General features: G+C 44.4%; 19 protein-coding genes. All 19 read right to left on the reverse strand.

Annotated elements, in window-relative coordinates:
- Positions 1-107 precede the first annotated feature (107 nt).
- On the reverse strand, positions 108-4,058 hold the full coding sequence (locus PVOR_RS29415) for an IPT/TIG domain-containing protein (protein ID WP_006213046.1): 3,951 nt from the start codon (positions 4,056-4,058) through the stop codon (positions 108-110).
- A 27-nt stretch (positions 4,059-4,085) separates the two neighbouring features.
- The gene (locus tag PVOR_RS28525; protein WP_006213047.1) at positions 4,086-4,418 is read right to left on the reverse strand and encodes a hypothetical protein; all 333 of its coding nucleotides are present in this window, start codon (positions 4,416-4,418) and stop codon (positions 4,086-4,088) included.
- Positions 4,415-4,810 (reverse strand): flagellar export chaperone FliS, encoded by a 396-nt coding sequence (fliS, locus tag PVOR_RS28530; protein WP_234973120.1) that lies wholly within the window; start codon positions 4,808-4,810, stop codon positions 4,415-4,417. Before fliS ends, PVOR_RS28525 begins: the two co-directional genes overlap by 4 nt.
- Before the next feature lie 24 nt (positions 4,811-4,834).
- Entirely contained in the window at positions 4,835-6,352 is a 1,518-nt protein-coding gene (gene fliD / locus PVOR_RS28535; RefSeq protein ID WP_006213049.1) for a flagellar filament capping protein FliD, read from the reverse strand.
- Between the two features lie 19 nt (positions 6,353-6,371).
- The gene (locus tag PVOR_RS28540) at positions 6,372-6,722 is read right to left on the reverse strand and encodes a flagellar protein FlaG (RefSeq protein ID WP_006213050.1); all 351 of its coding nucleotides are present in this window, start codon (positions 6,720-6,722) and stop codon (positions 6,372-6,374) included.
- 68 nt (positions 6,723-6,790) lie between these two features.
- On the reverse strand, positions 6,791-7,624 hold the full coding sequence (locus PVOR_RS28545; protein WP_006213051.1) for a flagellin N-terminal helical domain-containing protein: 834 nt from the start codon (positions 7,622-7,624) through the stop codon (positions 6,791-6,793).
- Between the two features lie 163 nt (positions 7,625-7,787).
- Positions 7,788-8,024: a carbon storage regulator CsrA gene (gene csrA / locus PVOR_RS28550; RefSeq protein WP_006213052.1), complete on the reverse strand. Its 237-nt coding sequence runs from the start codon at positions 8,022-8,024 to the stop codon at positions 7,788-7,790.
- A complete protein-coding gene (gene fliW / locus PVOR_RS28555; RefSeq protein WP_006213053.1) occupies positions 8,002-8,463 on the reverse strand; it encodes a flagellar assembly protein FliW in 462 nt (153 codons plus the stop codon). The genes csrA and fliW overlap by 23 nt, the downstream gene beginning before the upstream one ends.
- Positions 8,464-8,531: 68 nt before the next feature.
- Positions 8,532-9,104, reverse strand: a complete 573-nt coding sequence (locus PVOR_RS28560) for a DUF6470 family protein (protein ID WP_006213054.1) — start codon at positions 9,102-9,104, stop codon at positions 8,532-8,534.
- A 10-nt stretch (positions 9,105-9,114) separates the two neighbouring features.
- Positions 9,115-10,008: a flagellar hook-associated protein FlgL gene (flgL, locus tag PVOR_RS28565; RefSeq protein ID WP_036639909.1), complete on the reverse strand. Its 894-nt coding sequence runs from the start codon at positions 10,006-10,008 to the stop codon at positions 9,115-9,117.
- On the reverse strand, positions 9,935-11,593 hold the full coding sequence (gene flgK, locus PVOR_RS28570; RefSeq protein WP_006213056.1) for a flagellar hook-associated protein FlgK: 1,659 nt from the start codon (positions 11,591-11,593) through the stop codon (positions 9,935-9,937). The genes flgL and flgK overlap by 74 nt, the downstream gene beginning before the upstream one ends.
- A 19-nt stretch (positions 11,594-11,612) precedes the next feature.
- Complete coding sequence (locus tag PVOR_RS28575; RefSeq protein WP_006213057.1) at positions 11,613-12,113, reverse strand: flagellar protein FlgN; 501 nt, start codon at positions 12,111-12,113, stop codon at positions 11,613-11,615.
- Positions 12,110-12,406 carry a flagellar biosynthesis anti-sigma factor FlgM gene (flgM, locus tag PVOR_RS28580; protein ID WP_006213058.1) on the reverse strand — a complete coding sequence of 99 codons (297 nt, stop codon included), beginning with the start codon at positions 12,404-12,406 and terminating at the stop codon, positions 12,110-12,112. The genes PVOR_RS28575 and flgM overlap by 4 nt, the downstream gene beginning before the upstream one ends.
- A gap of 86 nt (positions 12,407-12,492) precedes the next feature.
- The gene (locus tag PVOR_RS28585; RefSeq protein WP_006213059.1) at positions 12,493-12,903 is read right to left on the reverse strand and encodes a TIGR03826 family flagellar region protein; all 411 of its coding nucleotides are present in this window, start codon (positions 12,901-12,903) and stop codon (positions 12,493-12,495) included.
- A gap of 113 nt (positions 12,904-13,016) precedes the next feature.
- Complete coding sequence (locus PVOR_RS28590) at positions 13,017-13,667, reverse strand: ComF family protein (RefSeq protein ID WP_231887952.1); 651 nt, start codon at positions 13,665-13,667, stop codon at positions 13,017-13,019.
- Between the two features lie 521 nt (positions 13,668-14,188).
- Positions 14,189-16,090: a helicase-related protein gene (locus PVOR_RS28595; RefSeq protein ID WP_006213061.1), complete on the reverse strand. Its 1,902-nt coding sequence runs from the start codon at positions 16,088-16,090 to the stop codon at positions 14,189-14,191.
- A 474-nt stretch (positions 16,091-16,564) separates the two neighbouring features.
- Positions 16,565-16,987, reverse strand: coding sequence for a hypothetical protein (locus tag PVOR_RS28600; protein WP_006213062.1), 423 nt, complete (start codon positions 16,985-16,987; stop codon positions 16,565-16,567).
- Positions 16,988-17,231: 244 nt separating this feature from the next.
- A complete protein-coding gene (locus PVOR_RS28605; protein WP_006213063.1) occupies positions 17,232-17,954 on the reverse strand; it encodes a response regulator in 723 nt (240 codons plus the stop codon).
- A gap of 4 nt (positions 17,955-17,958) precedes the next feature.
- On the reverse strand, positions 17,959-19,113 hold the full coding sequence (locus tag PVOR_RS28610; RefSeq protein WP_006213064.1) for a sensor histidine kinase: 1,155 nt from the start codon (positions 19,111-19,113) through the stop codon (positions 17,959-17,961).
- Positions 19,114-19,125: the final 12 nt, after the last annotated feature.

Raw genomic sequence — 19,125 nt, forward strand, 5'->3', positions numbered from 1 at the left:
TTTTAGAGTTGCTTTAATATGAAATTTGAGTACTTAGTGACATTACTACCAAACAAATGTCAAACCAAAAACAGAAGATATTCATTTAACAAATATAGCTTAATGGATTATTCATAAGTGTAATTAATAGATACTGACTGTTGATCTGTGTTGGTTAGCTTGAGTTCGACAGGTCCAGGAACGGTCCCTGCCGGCACTCTAAATCGAATGGATCCAGTACTAAGATACGAAACGGCCAAATTCGTTCCCCCCCAGGTTGCAGTGATACCTGCACGGAAATTACTTCCATACACATATACAAGAGCTCCTCCTGACAACGGCCCACGGTCAGGACTAATTGACGTTATTGTAGGAGCTGGGAGTTGTGGTGGGGCCTCATAAGTGTAAGTAGTAGAAACTGTTACACCGCCAGCACTTGTCAATACAATTGGAACATCGCCAGCACTTGTACCTGCTGGTGATCTGAAACGAATCGAACCAGCACCTAACAGTTCAAATGTTTGAGACTTACCATCCACTTGCATCGTCATCCCTGTTTTAAAATTCGAGCCATAAATATAAACTAGTTGACCTCCAGCTAATGGTCCCTTATTTGGCGAAATGCTGCTTATCGTAATCGGTGTTTCCTGATAAGTGTAACCACTCGAAACAATCGCAAACTGTCCATCTGGATTTGTTACTTTAACATCAACAGAACCGATATTACTTACAGCTGGAGCCAATACACGGATTTGAGCAGCATCAAGCAATGTAACATTTTTAGCTTCTACACTTCCAAAGGTCACTTTTACACCTGCCTGATAATGTTCACCCTTGATATATACATAGTTGTTTCCATCTAATGGACCGGTATTTGGACTAATACTAGCTATAGTAGGTGCTGCCGGCTTCGGAGGTTCCGTGAATGAAAATGCTTGTGTTGCCACAGCTTCCTGAAGATCTGGATTTACAACCTTCAAATCAACTGTTTCGGCAACAGACCACACAGGGGCACGGAAACGCAACATTTTATCAGACAGTAAGGAAACTGGCACCTCTGTACTATTCAAATACAGTTTCACACCTGCCTTATAATCACTTCCGTTGATGTACACCAATGTACCACCAGTCAGCAGGCTTGTATTCGGATCCACACTCGTTATTTTTGGAGGATTAATTACAGGCTTTTCGAAAGTAAATCCATCTACTAAAATAGCTTCTCCTCCATCGGGATTCACTACCTTAACATCTACAATCTCAGCAAGGTTCCATGCCGGAGTTCTGAATCTCAATGTTGTATTCGAAACAAACGAAGCCGATAATAGAGTATCATTTAGATAGATTTTAGCACCATTGACAAAATTACTACCGGTTACTGAAATTAAATCTCCTCCAGTAGTGAGGGCTTTACTTGGGCTAACGCTTGTCAATGTAGGTGCTGGAGCTTTAGCTGGCTCTGTATAAGTGAAACCCTTAACAACTATTGCCTCCTGTTTATTAGGACTCACAACCTTAACATCTACTGTTTCAGCAATCGGCCAGGCTGGTGTACGAAATCTTAGTTCTGTACTAGAGGTATAAGATGTCGAGATTTCGATATCATTCAGAAAAACTTTTGAGCCAGCGACAAAATTTGTACCTGTTACAGTAATTAAGTCACTTCCTTTGATTTCCCCTTGATTAGGTGTGATTGCTGTTATAGCCGGTCCCTCTGGTAAAACTGGTTTAATATAAGTAAATCCATCACTCAGTAAAACCTCTTGCCCATCTGGATTCACGATACTCACACTCACTATCTCATCAGTGCTCCATGCTGGAGTCTTAATCTTGAGCTCAGTATCTGAAACAAATGTAGTCGAGATCTCTTTAGTATTGAAGTATACTCTTGCTCCATTAACAAAATTGGACCCTTTAATCGATACATTCAAGCCACCCTCGATTAAACCTTCATTAGGTGTTAGGCTGGTCAATTCTGGTCCTGGAGGTGACAGATAGTTATATCCTTTGACCAATGATGCCTCTTGAAGATCAGGGTTAATAACTTTAATATCTACTGCTTCAACAACAGCCCATGCTGGAGTACGGAAACGCATTTCAGTTTCTGAAACAACTGTAGCTCCTACCTCAACATCATTAAAAAACAATTTAGCACCTGTCTTAATATTAGTACCTGTCAAGGTTACCAGTTCGTTGCCTTTCAGTTGACCACTATTTGGAGTCACTTTTTCAATTGTTGGTGCTGGAGGTGCAGGTGGCTTCAAGTAGGTATACCCTTCCGGAAGCAATGCCTCTTCTCCACTTAGGTTAACTAATCGCACATTGATTTTCTCTGCTACAGACCAGGCTGGTGCACGAAATCTAGCCTCAGTGTTATCTACAATTGACAAATTAACCAATACATCATTAAAATAAAGTTTTGCACCAGCCTCAATATTCGTTCCTTTTAGAACAACATTTTCACCACCTACAAGCTGGCCTTGATTTGGTGATAGACTTTCTATTGTTGGCTTTAAAGGAGCAATATAAGTATAACCATTTTGAACTGTGACACTTCTACCATCAGGATTTTCAATTTTGACATCCACTGATCCTGCTAACGAAGATTTTGGCACAGTAACTGTCAAACTCGTGCTACTTTTATATATCACGGATTTGGCTTCATTTTCCCCGATTTTTACTTTTAGACCATTCAGGAAATACTGACCAGAAATTGTTACTTTCTCTCCTCCACCCATCGCTCCACTAGAAGGGGTTATGGCTGTTACAATAGGATCAGCATAGTACAGATACTTTGCTTGTACCTGTTGTCTATCTTCGTTCATTACGGTAAGATCAACTGTGCCTTGATTACCCGCCGGTGCCTCAACACGAATTTCTGTCGGACTAATATATTGGATATTTAAAGCATTAGCCACTCCAAACTTCACAATTGGATTCGGTCTAAAATTTGTTCCAGTAATCACGACAGATTCACCGCCGTTAACATGTCCGGACTCTGGTTCAATCTTATTTAAAGTTGGTTTCGGGTATGTAACGGTAACATTCTCAGTTGGTACATTAATCTTTCTTTCTGTTCCAGTATAGTCTTTATATATTATAGAAGAATCTGGAGTCGAAACTCTAAATGTACCTACTGGTTGGTCTGATTTATGACGAATTTTATAAGTAAATGTCAACGTGTCCGTTTTAAGTTCTAAAAAGTCCCATCTCAATGTATTCCCATTCACTATTGGCTTCGGAATATTGGTATCATATGACCCTGGAACAATCTCAAATTGAGGAGAAACGATATCATTAACCACAACATCATAAGCACTAGCTAAACCAATTTCTTGGACAATAGCTGCATAAATATCTCCTAACCCTACAGATCCAAGTACAAAATGGTGATGATGTGAGGTGGTGGCCATTTGTTTCAGAAGTAAGTTAGGGCCACTAGTATCTGGGTTGGCATTGGTATTAAGAAGAGCAATCGTATAAAAAACTATGCCTTCTTGTTTGGCCTCATTAGAATTCGTAAGCGCATAGTTATATGCATTTCCATTAGGCTCTGTTGCATCGCCATCCGTTAGCAAAACAATAACCGGCTGAGCATCCGGACGGTGATTAACCAACAACTCCCTTGCCTTTTTAATAGCATCTCCTGTTGCTGTCCCTCCGTTTGCTCTTAAACCATTCACATAGTTCTTAACGGCCTCTTTGTCAGTACTAAGGGGAAATGAGCTAATATTGTTAGCAGAGCTATAGTCCACTATACCTACTTTATGTTTGCTTAAGTCCATAAGATCTATGAACCCTTTGGCAGAATTAATTGCACTCTGCATTTTATTCTCGTCATTCATACTACCCGATCTATCAATAATTAAAATCACATCATTCGGCCTGATAACATTTACTGGGGGTGTACCTTTAATATTTAGGGTCACTAATGTTTCTTCTTCAGTAGTTATCGTTGTAGGACTAACCGATTTGGTTACGGATACATAATTTTCAGCAGCTTGAGCTCCTAACGGATATATACCCATCAGTATAAAAAGCACTAAGAACAAAGAAGTTAATTTGCTTGCCTGTTTCTTCACTTGCGTTCCTCCTATATTTAATTTTCTTCAACTTCTCTTATCGATAAAATAAGACTCATGCTGCTTTACGGCGAAGCTGGAATATTGTTCGACACCAGCTTTTTGTCTTTCAAATGATCTTCGCTCCTGAGCTAAAATCTCTCTTTCAGAGGTGATTTGCTGAACCAACAATCTATTAATCAGCTCCAATTCCTGTAAAAGAGGTTTCGCATTATCATCCATTTGATGGTCTTGAATAAGAGTAAATAACGCATCCATTTCATTCTGGCGGGTTGAATAAATTTCGAGAGAATCCCCCTTCATTACATCCATATAGAGCTCTTTCAATCTCTGAAGTAATTCCAGCACATTCTCACTCATTCTGCACTCCCGCCTTTTACAATCTGGAGCGCTTGTTTCCATGTTTCATACATACCCTTTGCAAAATCAATCACTTCATCTAGCATATCGATTTCATGATTAATAATAACTTCAGCTATACACTTGGCGTAGAACTCATACAACGCATACAAGTCTTTTGAAATATCGTATTTCATATCCAGAGTAGACATGAGTTCAAATAAAATGCTTCTACCCTTATGGAGAAGCTCATTACTTATTTGATAATCCTTTTGGATAACCATTTGTCGAGCTCTCATTAAAGTACGAACCAGCTCTTGATACAATAGATGAGTGAGTTCTCCTGGTGAAGCTGTCTCAACCTGAACCTTTAAATACTTATCTTGTATGTTAGTTTGCATAAGTTCTATCATTCCATTCTTTACTATTATTCTTTGTTACAATGATGAAAGCTGCGAAGATAGCCATGAACCTTGATTATTTAATTTTTGCAAGGCTTGTTCCATCATAGTAAATTTCTTATAATGGCGGTTCTCAACGTCTGTTAATCGACGTTGCAAATCTGACACACGCTCGTTAATTCTTTTCAAATCCTTACCTAGAATACTATCATCAATTGACTCTACGGATCCCATCCCAATTCTTTTGTTAATCTTGTTTATTTGATTATTAATTGATTCGTATAATCTTTCTGCAAAACCAAGCTCTGATAATCGTTGTTTTTTATTTTCAGCCGTATCACCAACAGTACTGGAAGGCTTAGTAAATAAATCTTTAACTGCATCTGGATTCGTTGTTAATGCCTTCTTTAACTTTTCTTCATCAATTTCTAATTTACCATTATGCCTGGGGTCGGACATTACCTTTATTCCTATCTCACTAAGGAACTTATAAGTAGACCCTTCTAACGGTTCCCGGAATGCAACACGGAATTCATCCAGCGCTCCCTTTAATGTCGAATCATTATAAAGTGATCCTTGACGAGCTTTTGCCTCCCATTGTTCGATTTGCTTATCTGTCATTTGTGATTTTTCTTCATCCAGAAGTGGCTGATAGGAACGGTCTTTCTTTGTGCTGGTCACTGATTGAAACTGATCTACGATGGTATTGTATTGATTAACGAACTCTTTGATCTTATCGAACACAACTGTGTTAGATTTCGATACCGTAACAGAAACAGGTTCTGTTGTCGGAGCTTTTAAATTTATGGTGAGTCCGTTTAATGTGAAATTGTTCGTTTCACTCTCAAGCGCATTAACACCTACAGCATCGTTAAATTCAAATTTCGCATTAATACCATTACTTGTTAATGAATCCATATTAAATATCGATTTAAAGGCATTGCTATTATCAGTGACAGTAATCTCCGACTTAACGCCTGTAACATCGGTGGTCAGAAAAAGTCTCTTAGTATTGGTATCATAGTTAGCTTTTACACCAGTTACCGTTGTTTGAGCATTAATGTCTTTAATGATAGAATCTATGGATGAGCTTCCAGATGTTATCGATATTGTTGTGGAAGTACCCTTTGGTCCCTTAATGGTGATATCTCCACCTGTATTCACTACCGCGTCAGTCTTAGTGTCTGCAGCTAATGCTTTGCCAGTAAGTGATGCAGAAGTTGCTAGATTCAACACCTTAATTGTATTAAACCCCTCGGAGGCGCCGCTAGATCCAGTAACGTCCACAGCATTTGGATTACTTGATACGACTTGCTTCGTCTCGAAAGAACTACCAAAACGCAAACCTTCAGCCGCTTTTCGAAATGAGGTTAAAGCCGTATTCATAGTACGATAATCCTCGCGTTGCCAGATTAAACTGATTTTTTGACGTGTTAACTTTTGAAGAGGCAGACGCTCAACCTGCATTAGATTTTTGACAATGTTATCGATATCCATACCAGAGCTTAAACCTGTATACCTTATCGGGTTGTAAAGACTGGAAATGTTGCTCATCTTTTAAATTCAACCCCTTTCATGCTTTTTTATCAATAAAAATCCCCAAATTCTCACACAGGTTATAAACCAAATCAATAATTTTCTCAGGAGGGATTTCCCTTAGTACTTCTTCTGTCTTGATATCAACGACCTTAACAACAATTGAGCGAGTTTTGTCATGTATACTAAACTTCAACGCAGTCCCATTCTCTTGCAGCGTTTGGTTGTACTTTTCCACAAGCTGATTTAATTCCTTGTCCTGAAATAGGCCAGCATCTACACTAACAGTATCCAATTGTTGATGCTCTGCCACCTGATTTGGAATTTTATTCTCCGAGCGTCTATAAGAAGAAAAGGAAGGCTGGGTTGAATCCCCTGATATTCTCATATCTATTCCCTCCAGTAAAATATTAAAAAGCCAGCCGGAAAACCGGCCGGCCCATCCTAATTAAGAGATTAGCGAAGCAATTGCAGTACACCTTGAGGTTGTTGATTAGCTTGCGCCAACATAGCTGTAGCTGCTTGTTGCAAGATATTATTCTTCGTAAATGTGCTCATTTCTTTAGCCATATCTACGTCACGAATGCGGGATTCTGCAGCCTGCAAGTTCTCTGCAGTTGTACCCAGGTTGTTGACTGTATGCTCGAGACGATTTTGAACAGCACCCAGATCAGAACGGATTTTGGATACATCGTTAATGGCATCCTGAACTTTAGTCAATGCTGCGTTAGCCGTGGCATTGGTAGGAGTAGTAGCCAAAGAACCTAATGAAGTAAAGTCAACACCAAGTGTTGCAGCATCAGCTTTTTGCAAAGCAACAGTAATTGTTTCCCCCGCGTTCGCTCCTACTTGGAAAGTAAGGTTACCAGTTACGTCAGCAGCAATTAGTTTTTTACCGTTGAATTGAGTTTGGGTAGCAATGCTGTCGATTTGAGCAGACAATTGGGCAATTTCAGAGTCAATCTTATCTGCATCAGAAGTAGTCAGGGTCTCGTTACCACCTTGAACATACAATTCAGCCATACGTTGCAGCATAGCATGAGTTTCATTCAATGCACCTTCTGCTACTTGGATCAGAGAGATACCATCCAGAGCATTCTTGTTAGCTTGTTCCAAACCACGGATTTGGTTACGCATTTTCTCAGAGATTGCAAGACCTGCAGCATCATCAGCGGCACGGTTGATTCTGTAACCTGAAGACAACTTCTCTAAAGATTTGCCTTGTTGTGTGTTGTTAAAAGTCAGTTGACGCTGTGTGTTGTAAGAACTGATATTGTGGTTAATACGCATGTGAAAATTCCTCCTTGGAATGTGTTGGTGATTGCATCCTTGCTTCACCCTATTGTGATCGGAACATAGCATGCGGCCGTCACTACTATGTCTACCGAACCATATTATATATATCGGCGTTCAACTGATTATGTTTATAGCAAATTATTAATTTCAATAAAAATTATTTATTCTTTTGTGTCGTGACCTTCTGGAGGATATTATGTATATCCTCAGTAAATTCAACCGCATCTTTATTTTGACGCTGTATCGCGTCATAGATTTCTTCACGGTATATAGTTACGTTTGGGGGCGCTTCAATCCCAATTCTTACTTGATCGCCGTTTATTTCGATAACTGAAAGTATAATGTTATCGTTTAGCATTATTTTCTGGCCTTTATTCCTCGATAGGATCAGCATTGCTACCTTCCCCTTTCGCTTTTTCAAACAATGGATGTCGAGTAGAATATTCACTATGATCCAAGATAATCTGTGCTGCAAGTTGATTTTTATTGTTCAACAAAATTGGAGCCTTCAAATTACAGGTTATATCCTCAGCATTGCGAACTGTAACAATAACCAATATATCAACATCCTTATCATTCTGGATGTCCAAAGACTCTAACCATTGAGAATCAATATTAACTTCATAATCCTCAAAAAAATGAAATGGATTTATTACAATAAAAGTCAAATTCTCATTTTCAGTCGATTGTAAAAAATCAAAGGGATTCTCATCATCCTTCTGATGCAAAACTACATACTTTGATTCTGTAAACCCCAATATAGGTCCTGTAAATGATATGACCTGCTTCTCTTCTATTTCAATTCGACCAAATCTTTTGGTGAGTATAAACATTAATATTCCTCCTCGTCTAACAATAATAGCTATAATGAATTCTCATTATAGCTATTGTAGCTGCTACACTAGACCACTGCATCCAGTTGTCTGCCTGTAGCCGACATAAATATAAAGTTTTGTCTGATAAGATATGGATTCACCTTACCAGGATAATAATCAATTACAGGTTTATGAACCTCAGGATTAATATTAACATTACCTGGGATATACTCTACTTGTACCTGACCCGGATTATACGTCACATCCACGTTGTCATAGTTAGGTTCTCCCGCGATTTCTATAGGGCGTTCTTTAAATGCATTTTGCCGAGCTATATCTGCAAATACATTGCCCCCCTTATGAAAAGCCATCATCCGATCTCCGTTTTGAGCCATCTCTGCAATATTCTCCATAGAGATCTGAAGCGACACTTGAGCAATCCTATCAGTCACCTCTTCAAATCTAGCCTTTCCAAGCGCAGACCAAGCTTTACGCGAATCAATCTCCAACTTACCATTGGATTGTTTCATTTCTAAAGACGCCTGTTTTTGTGACATATTAAGCACGGGGCGAGACTGCTCAATGCTTTGCTGTCCTTTTGAGGTTTGCAGACCAACCTGGGAATAACCCTGTTGAATCTGAATTCGAGGGATATTCATCTAACCACCCCTATCTCAAAAAATCAAGTAAACTAGGTCGAATGATGCGAGCCATCGTATCCAATGATGCCTGATATACACTCTCCGAAGTTTTTAAATCAATAATAACCTTAGATATATCCGCATCCTCTATTTTCGATTGCAGGTCCATATAATTAATATTTAAATCACCCAACCGACTTAGCGTGAACTCAAGTCGATTTTGTTTTCCACCCATTTCAGCTTGAGCAGTAATGGTTGTCTCCAGATTCTTCTGGAGATTTGTAATGGAATTCTGTATAGCAGTCGTGTCATTAGCCAACAATGCCTTCTTAAAATTATCAACAACTACAAATATCCCAGACGCATCTCCAAATGCACCAAACACTTGCTCTCCAGGTGTATTCACAGACACCGTGATTCCAGCACCAACTTGATACCTCACTTCACCATTATCCAGGGCATAAGCAGTTTGTGTTGGATCATCAGGAAATGGCTTCTCATCGGTTCTCTCACCGTTGAAAATATATTTCCCCTTGAATTGCGAATTGCCAAGGGAAACAAGCTGTTGATATAACTGTTCTACTTCTGCAGCAATATTCTCCCGAGCATCTGCGGGAACCGTGTCTGTTCCACCCTGCACCGCAAGTTCTGAAAGCTTTTGGATGATCTGTGTGACTTCCGTCATGACGGTATCCCCATATTTAAGCCACGAGTCTGCATCCTCCGCATTTTGCTCAAACTGCGTTGTTGCCGTGATCTGGCCACGGTATTGGAGAGCAGCGGCTACACCGACCGGATCGTCGGAAGGACGGTTAATACGGCGCTGGGTCATCATTTGTTCCTGGTATTTATCCAGTCTGCGATAGTTGCCTTGGAGACCACTCATCATGGAGCTGGTCATCATAGATTGGGTTATGCGCACAATTTACTCCTCCTACTCTGCCGACGATGCCGGTACCGTTAATTAATTTGTCCAGCATCTCGTCGATGGTAGTAACTACACGTGAAGATGCGCTGTATGCATGCTGGAAGCGGATGAGATCGGACATTTCCTCATCTAGTGACACACTGCTAATGGATAGACGGAGTGTATCTGCATGTTCCACCAGCAGTGTACCGTTCTCCACCATCTTAATGGCGTTGCTGCTATCCGTACCTAATTTGGAGATAACAGACTGGAGATATCCTTCAAAATTCGTAATATCCGTTACTGCACCGTTGCTGTTGTTTGGATTAAAACTAAATGTACGTTCAGACAAGCCGGCAATCAGAAGCGCCATGCCGCCGTTACCTTTCAGGACCACCTCGGATGTTGTTCCATCCGGATTTGTTTTCATTTCGGTCCGTAAAGACGCGCCGATGTTTTTCAAATCGGATTGGATATTCTGACTGAGCCTCATATTCCCTGCTGTAATTGGACCTCCATTGGCAGATACAAAGAAGTCACTTCCTGTGGTAGCAGGTTCGTTCAAGGTGTAACCGAGTTTATGTAATCCGTTAAGTCCGTCTACAGTATGCTTGGTATCCACCGCAAGTTTACGAGGATTATTCGCATCCATTACCGCATTCGGAATGTTCACGCCTGGAGGGAGAATCGTTCCAGCCGGCAGGGTAACTTCTACTTTTCCGGTAGCCAATGTGTTGGCCATAATATTCAACTGGGTGATATACCCTTGAACGTGCACATCTCGGGAGGTTACATATCCAGCAATTTCTCCACCGGTTAATGTCCCCGCTATGGCATTCGTAATCGGCGTGGAGGTCATATCGTCCACCACTACCTGATTACCAAACGTCACTTGATAGACATCCCCGGTCTCGGTTACATTCACGTTCCCAAGCAAGGAGAGCTGATCAATCAGCAGGTCCCGCTTGTCGCGCATATCGTTCGCGTTATCGCCAAGACCCTCAATCCGTTTAATACTCTGGGTTAATTCTGCAACTTGGTCGATATAATTGTTGGCTTCAGCAACCTTAGTGTCAATACGAGAAGTCAGATTATTGCTGAGCGTGTCCAGCTGGGAATATATATGGTTAAACGTCTCGGTCAATGCGATAGCTTTCTGCTGAACTGCCATACGGGCCGACAAATCGGTATCACTCGGGTTTTTGCTCAATGTCTGCCAGGCGGTCCAGAACTCCGCAATGCTTGCGCTCAAGCTGCTGTCGGAAGGCTCATTAAAAATCCCCTCAATATTCGAAAGCGTCTCTTGCTGTACGCTCCACGTCGACAGATTGGTATTCTGGTTGCGGTACTCGATATCCAGCAGGAAATCCCGCACCCGTCTGATACTATCTGCCTCGACACCCATCCCGAGCTGACCGGCCGCTTGGGAACGCTGCATTCCTGGAAAAGCGATAGGATTGGCCGCAACCAAGCGCGTGGTCTGACGAGAGTAACCCGGCGTATTAGCATTCGTAACGTTATGACCAGCTGTGTTAATCGCAGCTTGCTGGGCAATCAAGCCCCTCTTTCCGATTTCGAGCAAATGAAATGTAGATCTCATCGTACATTTTCCTTTCTGCTTATGCCCTGGTATCAAACATGCTTCGGCCTTTGCCGGCCGGATTTTGATGCTTCGGATGTTGATATAGCAAATCATCCTCAGGACGGCTGACTAACAAGTTCAAACTGTAGTCAATGAACGCCAGGGACTGTTCGATCAACTCGCGGTTGATGGCATTCAGTTCCTTGAGTTCCATGAGCCTGTCCATTAATTGCTCCTGCACATCCTGCAGCTCTGTTTTTTCATCCGGATTAAATACAAGACGAGTCATTTCGGTAACCGTCAGCTGAAGCTGGGAGCGGATGCCCTTCTCACGTAAAAAATCATCTGCGGCGCCTTGACGCAGTGCTTCCGTTTCCGCCACCTGCTTCAGCAGGCGGTTCTCCTTGGTCATGACCGCTGTAAGACGTTCCACATCATTATCCAAAATGGCTTGCCTTTTATCTTTCCCTGCCTCTATGAGCTGCTCATGCAGCTCATCCTGACGCTTCATATATTCGATAATGGTTCTAGCACTCACTTGGATTCACCTGATTTATTGTAGGATTGAAAATACGGGAGCAATTTGTCCGCCAAACGGTCGACGGGCACCTCATAAGTACCATTAGCTACGGATTCCTTCAAACGCTGAATTTTCTCCGCGCGCTCCGGATCCTGTACTTTACTCTGTGCACTCAGTTCCATCGCCTCCGGTGAGATAGATACTTCATCCTTGCGGCGCTTCTTCTTATCGATATGCTGCATCTCCCGAGATTCAATATTCCGTTGATACGAATTGATGCCGTTCACACGTCCCGATTCGTTAATCTTCACGTCAAATCACCTCACTTAAAATAAAAGACCGATAAGCTTTACTAAGTTTATCGGTCGGATATGAAACATTGTTAATAGTTCAAAAGTTAGTATTTGCGCAGTTTATCTACTGCGCGGTAAGTCTCTCTATCTTTTCCGGACCCAGGCTGATGTTCCTGGTCTCCTGCAGCCGCCTGCCTAAGTTCTCTCGTTAATCGCGTCCGGCAGGACTCGCACATGTTGCTCTCGCGAATCAACGTCCCGCATACTTCGCAAGGGTAAGCCATGTTGGGCGCGTTCGCAATCGAGATCCGGCCTTCCTTGATAAACTTCGTAATCTGCCTCATGGATACTTCCGTAGCCTCAGAGACCTCGTGAATGGTAGCACCTCTTTGCTCACGAAGGAAGGTTGCGCATTTCTCGTATTCTTTTTCAATAACCTTCATGCAATCCTGACACATTTCCCGAATATTAACGGTATATAACTTGCCGCACCGAGGGCAATTCCCCAGATTCATGCTCAACAACCTCCATGCCACATAGAACCTTTGATACCCCTAGATTACCTTATCTTAGGCCTTACGTCTATCGTTCAAAAAGAGAATCCACACATTTTTCTGATTTCCGGTATTTACGAGCGGGCCCAGGTTAAACTGTAGATCTCTATCGGCATCTCCAGGTTTGCTTCATAACTCCGTAAAACCTCTGCGCAAGCATTAATCGTACTTCCTGTTGTGTAGATATCGTCTACCAAAAGTATACGAAAGGGACCTTTCATACGGGAATGCGAGGTTCCAGCTGGAGAAGGGATGCGATTGGCGGCCTGCCTGTTTATGACCCCTAGCACATCGGGTACGTGCTGCACTGCACCGAACACCCCTTCCATATCCTTGAGCCGATCCATCCGGCTCTTGAAACTCTGCTTATCCGTGTGGCGCTTCCGCTCCAGCAGCCGGAAATAAGGAAGCTTTATTCGAAACGCAAGCCCATGGGCAAGTACTTCGGCTTGGTTGAATCCCCTCTCTCGAAGCCTTTCATCACTTACCGGAACCGAGGTGACGGCATGCACATTCCATGGTTCGGCTCGAGGGTTCTTTAACCCCCTTTTATGTAAATGAATATTCGTTTCCCTATGAAGCAAGGCATATGCGCGCAGCAGCATTTCTGCTAGAAGCGGAGCGTAACGCTCGTTCCCACGATATTTATATTGTGCTAACCACTCCCTCATCTGCGCATCGTAGGTCACCGCACTTCGGTTCAAAATAAAACTTCTTTTGCTCATGCTCATTCCAAACCTATTGCAGTCTGGACAACCAATCCCCCGTCCGCATTGCAGGCACCGGGGGTTAACGATCCAAGGGATTTGCCTGGAACAGCCATAGCATATCCCTGGAAGCTCTCGAGCAAGAGAAGCGCTTTTACCACAAGCGAGACAGGTTTCGTTCATCGGCTTGAGCAAACGATGCATATGACCAAGCAGTTTGGCGAAGACGTCTGACATCAAATACGACAGCCCCTCTCCTTTTTGGGATGGTAAGTTGGATTTATTTACAGATACAAGAATTTTCAATAGATTAGTCAACCGTACTGCATAACATCCGATGGTTACTCCAGAGAGCACAATCTTTCTACAATCACTATAGCAATCCTGAACTGAAGATCATGAAGTGTATTCCAACTACAGCCCTCACAGTTTAAGACATCCAACAGTCATCGTCACCATATCCCGACAAAAACAGCGCCAGCCTATACGCTTAGAGTTCCTAAAACTCCATGGGTAAAATTCCCCCTGTTCTTACTCCCTTACTCACTCGACAATTGCTCGAATGATCGTAAATACCCGCCTTTACCGGCGATTCGGTTCATTGCCTTGATTTGCCGAACGGCCGAGCTTTGGCATCGAGTCCACTGGGGTGCTGCAAATACCACCCGCCCTGCCGGATCATCCTTGGATCGACCCGCGCGACCAGCCATTTGAATCAAAGCGGCCTCATCAAAAAGCTCGCTGTCTGCATCCAAAATAAACACATCACTCTTGGGAACCGTTACTCCGCGCTCGAGTATCGTCGTTGTCACCAGCAAGCGAATCTCGCGGTTGCGGAAGGACATCACTTTGCTTGTCCGATTCGGATCGATGGATGATGTCCCTTCAATCGGTGCATTGGGAATCGCCTTGCGGAGCAGCTCCAGAAAAGGCTCGATATGCTTAATGCGGGATGCAAACAGGAACACCTGAGCGCCGCGAGAAAGAGATGCACTTAAATTACGGACCAAACCCGGGGGAAGCTTCTTTTCTTGCAAGCATCGGTTCACTGTGGGAATTTTAAGCTTATGTGGAACAGGCAGCGGATGACCATGAAAACGCGCGGGTACTTTAGCATGAGGCAAACGGCCTGCTGCCGCCTCCCGCTGCAACGGCGCTGGCGGGGTGGCTGACAGGTAGATATATTTCCCTCCTGCTTTACAAGCCCCCTTGGCCGCATAATCCAGCATCGGATCATTATGATAAGGGAATGCATCGATTTCATCGATAACCACCAGGTCAAAAGCTCCCCTAAAACGCAGAAGCTGATGCGTCGTTGCCAGCGTGATGCTCCCTCGCTTCCACCGATCCGGACTTCCTCCATATAGCGTAACTACCGTCTCCTCCGGAAAAGCCTTGGATAAACGGGGCGCAAGTTCCAGCACCACATCCCTTCTTGGGGCAGCGACCAACACGCGGCCACCTGCATCCAGAATAGACTGCAAAAGCGGAAAGATCATTTCGGTTTTTCCGGCCCCGGTCACCGCCCAGATGAGAAACCGGGCGAGCCCCGCGGAGCCCCCTGCGGGCGGCTCCGCCAAAAACCGCAGCGCAGCGCCAGCGGCGGCGCTCTGCGCTGCGCTAAGCCCCCACCGGCCCAAGGCCGCGGTGGGGGAACCCCCGGCCGTGCCCCGCACGGCCGACCCTGCTGCGCCATGCAGCAGCAGGGCACAAGCGCGGCTGCGCCCCATGGCGAGGCAGGCCTCGCAATAGGCGCAAGCCGCCGAGCCGCACGCGGCGCATGCCGTGCGGCTACGGGCCTCGCTGCCGCATCGCCGGCAGCGGGGGGCCACGGCCCGGCGGCGGAGCCAGCCGGGCGAATGGCGCGGGGCGGGCTGTGCCAGTCCCGCTTCCAAGCGCAGGCGGCCCAGCAGGACGCCGAGCTGGGCCGCGGAGCGCCAGTCGCCGGTGTCCTCCCCGGCGACCTCCGCCAACAGAGCCTCGACCTCGCCTGCAAGCAAGGCTCGTCCTTCCATACACTGAATCAGCAGCTCTGCCTGCTGCATCAACATAGCTCCATGTTCAACAGTGCTTCCCATCTCCATCAGAGACCTTATTCGAGCTCCATTCAACAACTGTATCTCTTTGAACAAAGCGCCCCACTGAGGCCTGCTGACTTCAGGCTCTTGAAGTAAAGACCCCCTTAATCCAAGGAGTACATAGTTCTGCCACTCTCGTACACTCCACTCATTCATTTCATTGATGGATCGAAATTCCTCGCGAATTTCAACAGCCCAGCCTAGCGGCATCTGGGAGGACAACAATACAAATATCGGATTATTTGCACTCTCATCCAACCATCGCTTCTTTCCATACCACCACTGAAAATCCACTCGCAGATCTAAGGAGAGACGACATTCCCATTTCTCGGATGTGCGAATGGCATATATAGCAATCTGCACGGACATCAACTCCAATATCAAGAGATATAAAGCGGGTAAAGGTCATGTGACTGATACTGTACTAGTAAGTTTAAGAAAGCCCATGTACCTATTCATTTTTTTCATTGCTTTCAATTTGCTTTCAATTGCTATCAGTAGAGAACTAAGTTAGACAACATATCTAACCTATTAGAGAGAAACATGATCATGAAGATGGACAGCCGATATTCACTCGAACCACTCGGCCGTTTCATATCTAAAGCTGCGCCTCCGTGCCAGGATCGTCACATCATCAATAGCTCCCCTTTTCGATGTCCTTTGTCGAATCCTGTCACAACATGTTTTTTTATAAACACCAACGCACAATCCTATCCTCTAACAACTTTTTTGAAAAAACGCAAAAAGCACACCTCTCACCTACGGGGTCGGAGTGTGCTTCACGCCTTCAACAATATGAATATGATCCTGGGAGCTGAAACAACAACTTTTTGATGTCTAACCCTGTACATAAGGAATCTGAACTGCCTCCATCGGATGCCTCAGATCGATCCGTATCACTTCATCTTCATTCGAATCTGCCTCGGGTTCCCGTGATGCCTGACCATCGGATCTCCATGTCCCGTACACCAGTTCGATTCCGGACAAATGAGTCAGTCTTTGGACAATCTTCAGCGTATCATCATAAGATTTGTCATCAAGGACGGTGACACGCACACGCGTCCCGCTCAGCAGGGCATACCATGAAAGGGCTCTTAAATACCATTCCACCTGCCGCTCATGGTTGGACGTGATCAGCACATAATGCCTGCGCCGCCCCGTGCCTTCACCGGCTCTTCTAAGATGACGGGCATGCACGATATGAACCAGAGCAACAGCGATCCCGTACACCGCGAGTATCCACAGCAATTGGGCAACCATGAGACTCACCTCCTTCTCTTATCAACAATATATGCTGATCAGGAGGGGACGGTGACAGTTATGTAACCAGAGCCCACACTAAACTTGACGGGAACGGCTCTAACACAATACACAGTTAGAATGTTGTTTTTGTTGCAATTATTGAGCTCGCTGAAAACTTATATGCTCTATAATATAACAAAAAGGAACCGCCCTTGGCAGTTCCCTCCCTATGTAAGACGCGTCCGTGCATTCGGATCGGCGATTACAACGTCACCCAGCCATATTTGATCGAGTTGATAACCGCTTGCGTACGGTCGTCCACTTCCATCTTCTGCAAAATGCTGCTGACGTGGTTTTTTACAGTTTTTTCACTAATGAACAGGTATTCTCCAATCATCTTGTTGCTCTTGCCTTCGGCCATTAGTCTGAGCACTTCCGCTTCGCGCCTTGTCAATGGGTTATTCTCGCCTGCCACAAACTTGACTCCCGCTTCGCGCGTACCGCTTTCCGCCATAGCGCCTGCTTCGTTTACATAAGTCATCCGACGAAGCTGTTGAATCAGCTTGCCTGTTACTTTTGGATGGATAAATGCATATCCCTCATGTACCGAACGGATCGCGTTAATCAGTGACTCGGCTTCCATATCCTTCAGGAGGTAACCGTTAGCTCCTTTGCGGAGCGTTTCAAACACATAACTTTCGTCGTCATGAATCGACAGTATGATAACCTTGATCTCAGGAAACATTTCACGTAGTTTCTCGGTCGCTTGAACACCGTTCTCTGTTGGCATGTTAATATCCATCAGCACGATGTCCGGTTTCACTTCGTTACAGAATTCAAGCACTTGAATTCCATCACCGCATTCACCGATGACGTCAATGTCGTCCTCCATATTCAGTATCCGCTTCAGACCCTCCCTAAACAGCTGGTGGTCATCGGCTAATAATACTTTAATAATCGCGTTCTCTTTCTCCATATGTTCCATCCGATTACTCCTTTCTCTTTTCTACGTTCGTCGGGATATGAATCACGATCTTGGTTCCCTGGTTCTCGGCTGAATCGATCTCCATTCTCCCTTCGAGCAGTTCAACCCTCTCCCGCATGCCAATTAACCCAAAGTGGTCCCTGCTTTTCTGTTCCAGCAATTCGACATTGAATCCCAGGCCATTGTCCTGTACAACGATTTTGACCAATTGCGCCTGGTAAGTAATCTCAACAAGCACATAAGTCGGGTAAGCATGTTTTGCAGCATTCGAAAGTGCTTCCTGCACCAACCGGTAGATGGCCGCCTCCATCGCAGAAGAGAGACGATGCTCTTTCCCCCGTGTCTCGAAGATCGTGCGGATTTTCGATTTCTCTTCATAATCATGCACATATTTACGCAGTGTGGGGATTAATCCTAGATCATCGAGTGCCATTGGACGCAGATTGAAAATGACTTTTCGCATTTCCTCCAGGCTCGAGCGAACCTGGCCCTTCAAATCTACTATTTCGTCCTGCACCATCTTAAATTCCTGCTTCGCGAGCATTCTTTCTACAATTTCCGTCCTAAGAACCAGATTAGCCAGCAGTTGGGCAGGACCATCATGAATCTCTCGGGATATGCGTTTCCGTTCTTCCTCTTGTGCCAGAATAATCTTCAGGCCAATCACCTGTCTGTTTTTCGCAGATTCAATGATTCGGGAAACCTGGCCCAGTTCTCCGGACAAGTATTCGAGCACCACGCCCATCTGAGATCCAATCGATTCTGCACGCTCCACCGAGTTCTCTACATTACGAACCCGCTTCTGCAGCTCGTCTCGTCTTGCCTTCAGATACATTTCCTTCTCCCGGTAGATCATGAGGTCAAGCTGAAGCTGCGTTGCTTTCTCATACGCCTGCTTGATATCCTCTTCCTTGTACCGGACAAAATCCCGGCTAACCTCGGTCAGCCGGATCCGGGAACGGCGATAGTTCAGCTCTAGCTGATCTACCTTCTCTAAAGTTTCCGTCGTTTCTTTTAATGTCCGCTGCAGTTCATGATTGAGAGACGCGAGCTCCTGCCGCGACGCCTCCAATATTTCGAACATCTGGTATTTGCTGTCCTCCATCACTTTGATGGCGTTTTTTATGACACGGTCGATGGCATCGGCTTGATAATCCACGCACTCTACTCC

Origin of the sequence: Paenibacillus vortex V453 (assembly GCF_000193415.1) — a bacterium.
GTDB lineage: Bacteria > Bacillota > Bacilli > Paenibacillales > Paenibacillaceae > Paenibacillus_AQ > Paenibacillus_AQ glucanolyticus.

Bases quoted from the DNA above. Each gene is read 5' to 3' on its own strand.
- PVOR_RS28525 (WP_006213047.1), bottom strand. From the start codon at position 4,418: ATGAGTGAGAATGTGCTGGAATTACTTCAGAGATTGAAAGAGCTCTAT.
- fliS (WP_234973120.1), bottom strand. From the start codon at position 4,810: ATGATAGAACTTATGCAAACTAACATACAAGATAAGTATTTAAAGGTT.
- fliD (WP_006213049.1), bottom strand. From the start codon at position 6,352: ATGAGCAACATTTCCAGTCTTTACAACCCGATAAGGTATACAGGTTTA.
- PVOR_RS28540 (WP_006213050.1), bottom strand. From the start codon at position 6,722: ATGAGAATATCAGGGGATTCAACCCAGCCTTCCTTTTCTTCTTATAGA.
- PVOR_RS28545 (WP_006213051.1), bottom strand. From the start codon at position 7,624: ATGCGTATTAACCACAATATCAGTTCTTACAACACACAGCGTCAACTG.
- csrA (WP_006213052.1), bottom strand. From the start codon at position 8,024: ATGCTGATCCTATCGAGGAATAAAGGCCAGAAAATAATGCTAAACGAT.
- fliW (WP_006213053.1), bottom strand. From the start codon at position 8,463: ATGTTTATACTCACCAAAAGATTTGGTCGAATTGAAATAGAAGAGAAG.
- PVOR_RS28560 (WP_006213054.1), bottom strand. From the start codon at position 9,104: ATGAATATCCCTCGAATTCAGATTCAACAGGGTTATTCCCAGGTTGGT.
- flgK (WP_006213056.1), bottom strand. From the start codon at position 11,593: ATGAGATCTACATTTCATTTGCTCGAAATCGGAAAGAGGGGCTTGATT.
- PVOR_RS28585 (WP_006213059.1), bottom strand. From the start codon at position 12,903: ATGAATCTGGGGAATTGCCCTCGGTGCGGCAAGTTATATACCGTTAAT.
- PVOR_RS28590 (WP_231887952.1), bottom strand. From the start codon at position 13,667: ATGAGCAAAAGAAGTTTTATTTTGAACCGAAGTGCGGTGACCTACGAT.
- PVOR_RS28600 (WP_006213062.1), bottom strand. From the start codon at position 16,987: ATGGTTGCCCAATTGCTGTGGATACTCGCGGTGTACGGGATCGCTGTT.
- PVOR_RS28605 (WP_006213063.1), bottom strand. From the start codon at position 17,954: ATGGAACATATGGAGAAAGAGAACGCGATTATTAAAGTATTATTAGCC.